We start from the raw sequence: 7,203 nt of genomic DNA, 5'->3' as shown, positions 1-7,203 counted from the left end.
AGGTTCCCGCTTCCGCGTTTCCCTTTCCGGCGGTTCCGACTTTATCAGAAGTTTCGGGCCGTACTGACCGGCCGCTCATTTCCGATTCATCGGGAGTGGCTTCAAAGAAATCAGCGTTTCAAGAAGCAGGTAGATGTTCACTGTCGCCGTCTGGGGTGGAACCCATCTCCAGGCAACTGTTCGAATCTACCTCCCCGCAAGCGCCGTGTCAACGACTCCTGTGGGGCGAAGAGGAGACTAGCAGCTGAACGGACGTGGTCGCACATCCGGTGGCCGTCAGGAGGTTTAGGCCGCTGTCGGAACGGTGGCGCTGCGCTCTGCCGCCTCGACGTCACCGGTGTCTCCGGCGCGGGCGGCACGACCGCCGAGGACGTAGACGTAGGCCAGGAAGGCCAGTTCGGCGACGACCCCGATGGTGATGCGGGCCCAGGTGGGGAGGCCGGACGGGGTGACGAAGCCTTCGATGGCACCGGAGACGAAGAGGACCAGGGCGAGGCCGATGGCCATGCCGATGGCGGCTCGGCCCTCTTCCGCCAGAGCTGTGCGTCGCGTGCGGGGGCCCGGGTCGATGAGGGTCCAGCCGAGGCGCAGGCCGGTGCCCGCGGCCACGAAGACCGCGGTCAGTTCGAGCAGGCCGTGTGGGAGGACCAGGCCGAGGAAGGTGTCGAGTCGGCCGGCCGAGGACATCAGGCCGAAGCCGATGCCGAGGTTCAGCATGTTCTGGAAGAGGATCCAGATGACCGGGAGTCCCAGGAACACCCCGAGGATCAGGCACAGGGCGGCGGCCCAGGCGTTGTTCGTCCAGACCTGGGCGGCGAAGCTGGCAGCCGGGTGGCTGGAGTAGTAGGTCTCGTACTGGCCACCGGGGCGGGTGAGCTCGCGTAGTTCGCTGGGGGCCGCGATGGACGCCTGTACTGGAGGGTGGGTGCCGATCCACCAGCCCAGGAGCGCGGCGACGGCCGTGGACAGGAGCGCGGTGGGTACCCACCAGTGGCGTGACTTGTAGACGGCGGCGGGGAAGCCGTGGGCGAGGAAGCGGGTGACGTCGCGCCAGGAGGCACGTCGGGTGCCTGTCACAGCGCTACGCGCGCGTGCCACCAGCTGACTCAGCCGGCCGGTCAGCTGGGGGTCGGGGGCGCTGGACTGGATCAAGGAGAGGTGCGTTGCGGTGCGCTGGTAGAGGGTGACGAGTTCGTCGGCTTCGGCGCCGTTGAGGCGGCGCTGGCGACGCAGCAGGGCTTCGAGGCGGTCCCACTCCGCTCGGTGGGCGGAGACGAAGACGTCGAGGTCCATCGGTGTGCCTGCTCCTCGGCTGTTCGTCGGCGACTCGTCGTGGATCAGCTTGTCGTACTGCGGCGCGATGCGCCCTCAGCTTGGCAGACTGGCCCTGTCCGGGGCAGGGCAGGGGAAGGACGGCAGGCGTGAGTGAGCTGGTGACGGGCGAGGCTGTGGCGTTGGAGCTGCGCCCCGCGAGGCTGCCCAGCAGGGCGCTGGCCGTGCTGCTCGACCTTGTGGCGGCCATGGCCGTCTACGTGGCGGTGACCATCGTGCTGGTGACTTCCACGGCCTCGCTCGACGAGGCCGCGCAGACGGCTCTGTCGATCGCGACGTTCGTTCTCGTGCTGGTGGGTGCGCCGATCGCGGTGGAGACGCTCAGTCACGGGCGGTCGCTCGGGAAGATGGCGTGCGGTCTGCGTGTGGTGCGGGACGACGGGGGTCCGATCCGGTTCCGGCATGCGCTGGTGAGGGGCTTGATCGCGGTGATCGAGATCCTCATGACCTTCGGGATCATCGCCTGTATCGCCTCGTTCGTGTCGGCGCGTGGGCGGCGGCTGGGAGATGTGTTCGCGGGGACTCTTGTCGTACGGGAGCGGATTCCGGTCACGCGGACCGGGTTTGTGCCGCCTCCTCCGCCCTGGCTGGCGGGACGGTTCTCGGGGCTGGATCTGTCCGCGGTGCCCGACGGGCTGTGGCTCGCCGTCCGTCAGTACCTGACGCGTATGCAGCAGTTGGATCCGCAGGTGGGCTGGTCGATGGCGGAGCGGCTGGCCTCGGATCTCGCGGAGCGTACGGGGGCTCCGGTGCCGCAGGGTGTTCCGCCGGCGGCGTATCTGGCGGCGGTCGTGCAGGAGCGGCAGGCGCGGGAGTCTCGGCGGGCTTTCGGGAGTGGTACGGCTCCCGCTCCGGTTGGGGAAGGGCCTCCGGCCGCGTACGGAGTTCCGGCCGCGTATGGAGCTCCGGGCGCGTACGGGCCGCCGACTGCTGATGTGCCGCCCGTTGTTGCGCCTGGTGCGGCGTCCGAGTCGTCTGGTGGGGGCCGGCCTGTGGGGGCGCCGGAAGCTCCGGCGGGTGAGCGTCCCGGCACTGGGTTCGTGCCGCCGACTTAGTGAGGGCGAGGCTGCCCGCTCAGCCGCGGCTGCCTGCTCAGGTGAATGCAGACGGCGGTGACTCGAGGTCCTCAAGCTCGATGCCGGGGGCCGCGAGTACCACGTCGCCTGCGATGTGCACGGCGTGCTGCTCGCCCGTGTCCAGGTCTGTGACCTGGTATTCGTCCACGGTCAGGGGGCCGTTGTCAGTGGCGTGTGCTTCTCTCTTCAGCAAGGACCACGACTGGTCCACGGTGCGCGGGGCGAGGACCGGGTCCGTGAAGGCGACGAGGCGTACGCGGGTGGCGGCTGCGGAGGGGGTGAGGCGCAGGAGACGGGCGGTGGCGACGAGGAACGCCGGGGAGGTGCCGGTGAAGGCGTGGGCGCGCACATTGCCTTCGGTGGCCTCGATCCCGGTGGGGTCGGTGCGGACCCAGGTGACGCCGTCGAGGGCGGCGCCGCGGACTTGCCAGGCGGAGGCGTGGAGTTCGAGGCGGATGGGGCGGCCGAGTTCGTCGAGGGTGAGGTCGACGGAACCGTGGTGATCACCCGAGGGGGTGGTCAGCTGGGAGACGTAGCGCCAGCCGGAGGGGCCGGTGGCGCAGTGGAAGTGTTCTTCCGCGAGGGGGGTGTGATCGTGCGGAGCGTGGAGCGAATAGCGGCCGCGGGGCATGGGGGTCGTCCTGGGGCTTGACGGGCCGGCCGGTCCGGTCGCCGGTCCGGAAAAGGGGCAGGCCCCCGGCACGGGGGTGCGGGGGCCTGCCTCGAAGGACCTGCTGCCGGGCTGCGCGGCTCAGTAGCGGTAGTGGTCCGGCTTGAACGGGCCCTCGACCTGGACGCCGATGTACTCGGCCTGCTCGGGGCGGAGCGTGGTCAGCTTCACGCCGAGCGAGTCGAGGTGCAGGCGGGCGACCTTCTCGTCGAGGTGCTTGGGCAGCACGTAGACGCCGGTCGGGTACTCGTCGGGCTTGGTGAACAGCTCGATCTGGGCCAGGGTCTGGTCCGCGAAGGAGTTGGACATCACGAACGACGGGTGGCCGGTGGCGTTGCCCAGGTTCAGCAGGCGGCCCTCGGAGAGGACGATGAGCACCTTGCCGTCGGGGAACGTCCAGGTGTGGACCTGCGGCTTGACCTCGTCCTTGACGATGCCGGGGATCTTGGCGAGGCCGGCCATGTCGATCTCGTTGTCGAAGTGGCCGATGTTGCCGACGATCGCCTGGTGCTTCATCTTGGCCATGTCCGAGGCCATGATGATGTCCTTGTTGCCGGTCGTGGTGACGAAGATGTCGGCCTTGTCGACGACCTCGTCGAGGGTCGTGACCTGGTAGCCGTCCATCGCCGCCTGGAGCGCGCAGATCGGGTCGATCTCGGTGATGATCACGCGGGCGCCCTGGCCGCGCAGGGACTCCGCGCAGCCCTTGCCCACGTCGCCGTAGCCGAAGACGACCGCGGTCTTGCCGCCGATGAGGACGTCGGTGGCGCGGTTGATGCCGTCGACGAGCGAGTGGCGGCAGCCGTACTTGTTGTCGAACTTCGACTTGGTGACGGCGTCGTTGACGTTGATCGCCGGGAACAGGAGGTTGCCGTCGCGCTGCATCTCGTACAGGCGGTGGACGCCGGTCGTGGTCTCCTCGGTGACACCGCGGATCTCCGAGGCGAGCTGGGTCCACTTCTGGGAGCCGTCGGTGATGGTGCGGTTCAGGAGTTCGAGGATGACGCGGTGCTCGTCGTTCTCGGCGGTGTCGACCGAGGGGACCTTGCCGTCCTTCTCGTACTCGACGCCCTTGTGGACGAGGAGGGTGGCGTCACCACCGTCGTCGAGGATCATGTTCGGGCCGCCGGTGGGGGTGTCCGGCCAGGTCAGCGCCTGCTCCGTGCACCACCAGTACTCCTCCAGGGTCTCGCCCTTCCAGGCGAAGACCGGGACGCCCTGCGGGTTGTCGGGCGTGCCGTTCGGGCCGACGGCGATGGCGGCCGCGGCGTGGTCCTGGGTGGAGAAGATGTTGCAGGAGGCCCAGCGGACCTGCGCGCCCAGGGCGACCAGGGTCTCGATGAGCACGGCGGTCTGCACGGTCATGTGCAGGGAGCCGGTGACGCGGGCGCCGGCGAGGGGCTGCGCCTCGGCGTATTCCTTGCGGATCGCCATCAGGCCCGGCATCTCGTGCTCGGCGAGGGTGATCTCCTTGCGGCCGAAGTCGGCCAGGGAGAGGTCGGCGACCTTGAAGTCCTGTCGGTTTTCGACAGTCGTCATTGCGAGCTGCTCCTCGGGGTTGGGTCGAGGTGTATACGGCTGGTCTGCGCGGCGGCGGACACAGGGGTGCCCGAAGGAGGACACTGGCATGCCCGCGTACACGCAGCGCAGTCCGTCGGAGGCCCTCTCTCCCTCGGCCGGTCCGCGGTGGGACCGCCCGACCGCCATCAGCAGCGACGTCTGGCTCCGTCCCAAGCTACACCGGGAGGCCGGGCCGTCCCCAGTCCGCATCCGAACAGATCGCGCCATCGGGGCGATGAATGGGCGCGATAACAGGACACCAACGAACGGGCGGCAGGAGGCGACAAAGCGGAACCATCAGGGATCTTTTGGCCTTTGAGTCTGCGGCGGCGTGGTGCAGGATGCCCGGGAGATCTGAACAACTGATCGATCTTGCGGGGCGTCCGGGACGGCGATTCCGCACGACAAAGGCGTTAGGAGATCGACGTGACCAGTCCGGCCGGCCCTCCCCCCACGGGCAGCGGCGATGGCGAGCGGCAGCGGTTGAAGCTGCTCGCGGTGACCGCATGCCCGACCGGCATCGCCCACACGTACATGGCGGCTGAGAAGCTCGCGCAGGCCGCCGAGAGTCGCGGCATCGAGATGAAGGTGGAGACACAGGGATCCATCGGGGCTGAAAACGTCCTCGATGACAACGATGTCAAGCACGCCGACGGCATCATCGTCGCCGCCGACAAGGACGTGGACCTGAGCCGTTTCGCGGGGAAGCGGGTCCTGACCGTCGGGGTGGCGGAGGGCATTCGGCACCCGGAGCAGTTGATCGAGCGGGTGCTGTCGGCGCCCGTGCACGCGGCAGGGGGCGCCCCCACGGCTCCCGCGACCAGTGGCGGCAAGGAGCGGAGCGTCGGGTACAAGGCGCTGATGAACGGGGTCAGTTACATGATCCCGTTCGTCGTGGTCGGCGGGCTGCTGATCGCGATATCGCTGTCGCTCGGCGGGCACACCGACCCGTCGGGCGGTCTGGTCATCCCGAAGGACTCCTTCTGGATGGACGTGAACAACATCGGCGTCATCGGCTTCACGCTGATGGTGCCGATCCTGTCCGGCTACATCGCGTATGCCATCGGGGACCGGCCCGCGCTCGTGCCCGGCATGATCGGCGGCTGGATCGCCAACACCGGTGAGCTGTACGACTCCAAGGCGGGAGCGGGGTTCATCGGGGCGATCGTGACCGGGTTCCTCGCGGGGTATCTGGTGTTGTGGATCAAGAAGGTCAAGGTTCCGAAGTTCGCGCAGCCGATCATGCCGATCATCGTGATCCCGATCGTGGCGACCACGGCTCTGGGGTTGTTCTTCATCTACGTCATCGGCAAGCCGATCTCCTGGGTGTTCGAGCACCTGACCGACTGGCTCAGCGGGATGACCGGTACCAGCGCGATCCTGCTCGGCGCGATTCTGGGGCTCATGATCGCGTTCGACATGGGCGGGCCGGTCAACAAGACGGCGTTCCTGTTCGGGGCGGGTCTGATCGCGACCGGCAACCAGACGGTCATGGGCATGTGCGCGGCCGCGATCCCGGTCATGCCGCTGGGGCAGGGCCTGGCCACGCTGATACGGAAGCGCCTGTACACCGAGCAGGAGCGGGAGACGGGGCTCGCCTCGCTGTTCATGGGCTGCTTCGGCATATCCGAGGGCGCCATCCCGTTCGCGGCGGCGCGGCCCGCGCAGGTCATCCCCGCCAACATGCTGGGCGGCGCGGTCGCCGGTGCGATCGCCGGGGTCGCCGGGGTCGAGGACGCGGTGCCGCACGGTGGGCCGATCGTGGCCGTGCTGGGTGCGGTGAGCGGCGTGCCGATGTTCTTCGTGGCCGTGGTGATCGGCTCGGTCGTCACCGCGCTGACCACGGTGGCCCTCGTCGACCTGGGTGAGCGCAAGCGGCGCGGGGAGGCGGGCTTCGGTGCGGGTGCTGCCGGGCTCGAGCCCGCGCCGGCCGGAGTGCCCGGTGGCAGTGGCGGTGGCGGTGCGGTCGCCGTAGCGCAGGCGGCCGTGCGTGGGTCGGCGACGACCGCTACTGCTGCGGGCAGTGCCACACCGGTGGCGGATGAAGTGGCAGAGCCCGAGCCGTCCGACACCCGTGGCGCCTCCGCCGAGGTGCTCTCCGGTCACCTCACCGAGCAGACCGTCAAGGTCGGCCTCGAAGCGGGCGACAAGGAGGCCGCCATCCGGGAGATGGCGGAGCTGCTGGCTCGGACCGGGAAGGTCGCGGACCTGGACGAGCTGGTGGCGACCGCGCTACGGCGGGAGGCTCAGGGCACGACCGGGCTGGGTGAGGAGATCGCGATTCCGCACGCCAAGACGGATGCGGTGACGGAGCCGGTCGTCGGTTTCGCGCGGTCCGCGCAGGGTGTCGAGTGGGGCTCGCTGGACGGTACGAAGGCGAGGCTGGTGTTCATGATCGCCGTACCGGAGGCGGCGGCGGGTGACGAGCATCTGCGGATTCTGGCGTTGCTGTCGCGGAAGCTGATGGACGCCGGGTTCCGGGAGCGGCTGCTGGCCGCTTCGGATGAATCGGCCCTCCTCGGGGTGCTGCGCGAGGTCGGGTAGTCGCGTAGTCGAGTAGGAGGA

Annotated in this window: 5 protein-coding genes; 2 read left to right on the top strand and 3 right to left on the bottom strand. The window is 69.0% G+C overall.

Features of this window, described 5'->3' with window-relative positions:
- Positions 1 to 285: 285 nt before the first annotated feature.
- Positions 286 to 1,293: a stage II sporulation protein M gene (locus tag ACWIF2_RS39390; protein ID WP_454366360.1), complete on the bottom strand. Its 1,008-nt coding sequence runs from the start codon at positions 1,291 to 1,293 to the stop codon at positions 286 to 288.
- Between the two features lie 128 nt (positions 1,294 to 1,421).
- Between ACWIF2_RS39390 and ACWIF2_RS39385 the strand changes: the two genes are divergently transcribed.
- A complete protein-coding gene (locus tag ACWIF2_RS39385; protein ID WP_454366358.1) occupies positions 1,422 to 2,387 on the top strand; it encodes an RDD family protein in 966 nt (321 codons plus the stop codon).
- Between the two features lie 37 nt (positions 2,388 to 2,424).
- Here the strand turns inward: ACWIF2_RS39385 and ACWIF2_RS39380 are convergent, their stop codons facing one another.
- The gene (locus tag ACWIF2_RS39380) at positions 2,425 to 3,039 is read right to left on the bottom strand and encodes a hypothetical protein (RefSeq protein WP_454366356.1); all 615 of its coding nucleotides are present in this window, start codon (positions 3,037 to 3,039) and stop codon (positions 2,425 to 2,427) included.
- Between the two features lie 120 nt (positions 3,040 to 3,159).
- Entirely contained in the window at positions 3,160 to 4,617 is a 1,458-nt protein-coding gene (gene ahcY / locus ACWIF2_RS39375; protein ID WP_454366355.1) for an adenosylhomocysteinase, read from the bottom strand.
- A gap of 447 nt (positions 4,618 to 5,064) precedes the next feature.
- Here ahcY and ACWIF2_RS39370 point away from each other — a divergent pair, with 447 nt between their 5' ends.
- Positions 5,065 to 7,182 (top strand): fructose-specific PTS transporter subunit EIIC, encoded by a 2,118-nt coding sequence (locus tag ACWIF2_RS39370; RefSeq protein ID WP_454366354.1) that lies wholly within the window; start codon positions 5,065 to 5,067, stop codon positions 7,180 to 7,182.
- The last annotated feature ends 21 nt before the right edge of the window (positions 7,183 to 7,203 follow it).

The organism is Streptomyces sp. NPDC055506 (assembly GCF_053643595.1).
This window is presented reverse-complemented; position numbering and strand designations above follow the sequence as displayed.